General features: G+C 71.4%; 1 pseudogene. It reads left to right on the top strand.

The features are described from left to right. Positions 1-350, top strand: a pseudogene (locus ACOADB_RS02185) (HNH endonuclease); the annotation flags it as partial.

Genomic DNA, 350 nt, shown 5'->3' with positions numbered 1-350 from the left:
CCTGACGGTGGGCGGGCGTACGTCGGGCGGATCATCGAGTGCGCCTGGCGCCTGCCCGGCATCTACGCCTCAGTGGTTGAAGGTCGCCTGGAGCCGTGGCGTGCCGAACGCATCGCGGACCTCACCCGCCCGCTCAACGCCGACGCCGCGGCCTTTGTGGACCGCCAGTTGGCTGCGGTTGGTGGGGTCGGCTGGGCGCAACTGGAACGCCTCGTCACCGAAGCGGTCATCCGCTTCGACCCCGAACGCGCCGAGCAAGAGCGCCAAGCCGCCGCGGACCGACGGCGAGTGGACCTCGACGACGTGGACGCGAACGGGCAGGTCGAGTCCCACGCGATCCTGGACGCCGC

Origin of the sequence: Nocardioides sp. CPCC 206348 (genome assembly GCF_048654705.1) — a bacterium.
Lineage (GTDB): Bacteria > Actinomycetota > Actinomycetes > Propionibacteriales > Nocardioidaceae > Nocardioides.
The sequence above is the reverse complement of the archived record's forward strand: the minus strand, read 5'-3'. Positions and strand labels throughout refer to the sequence as shown.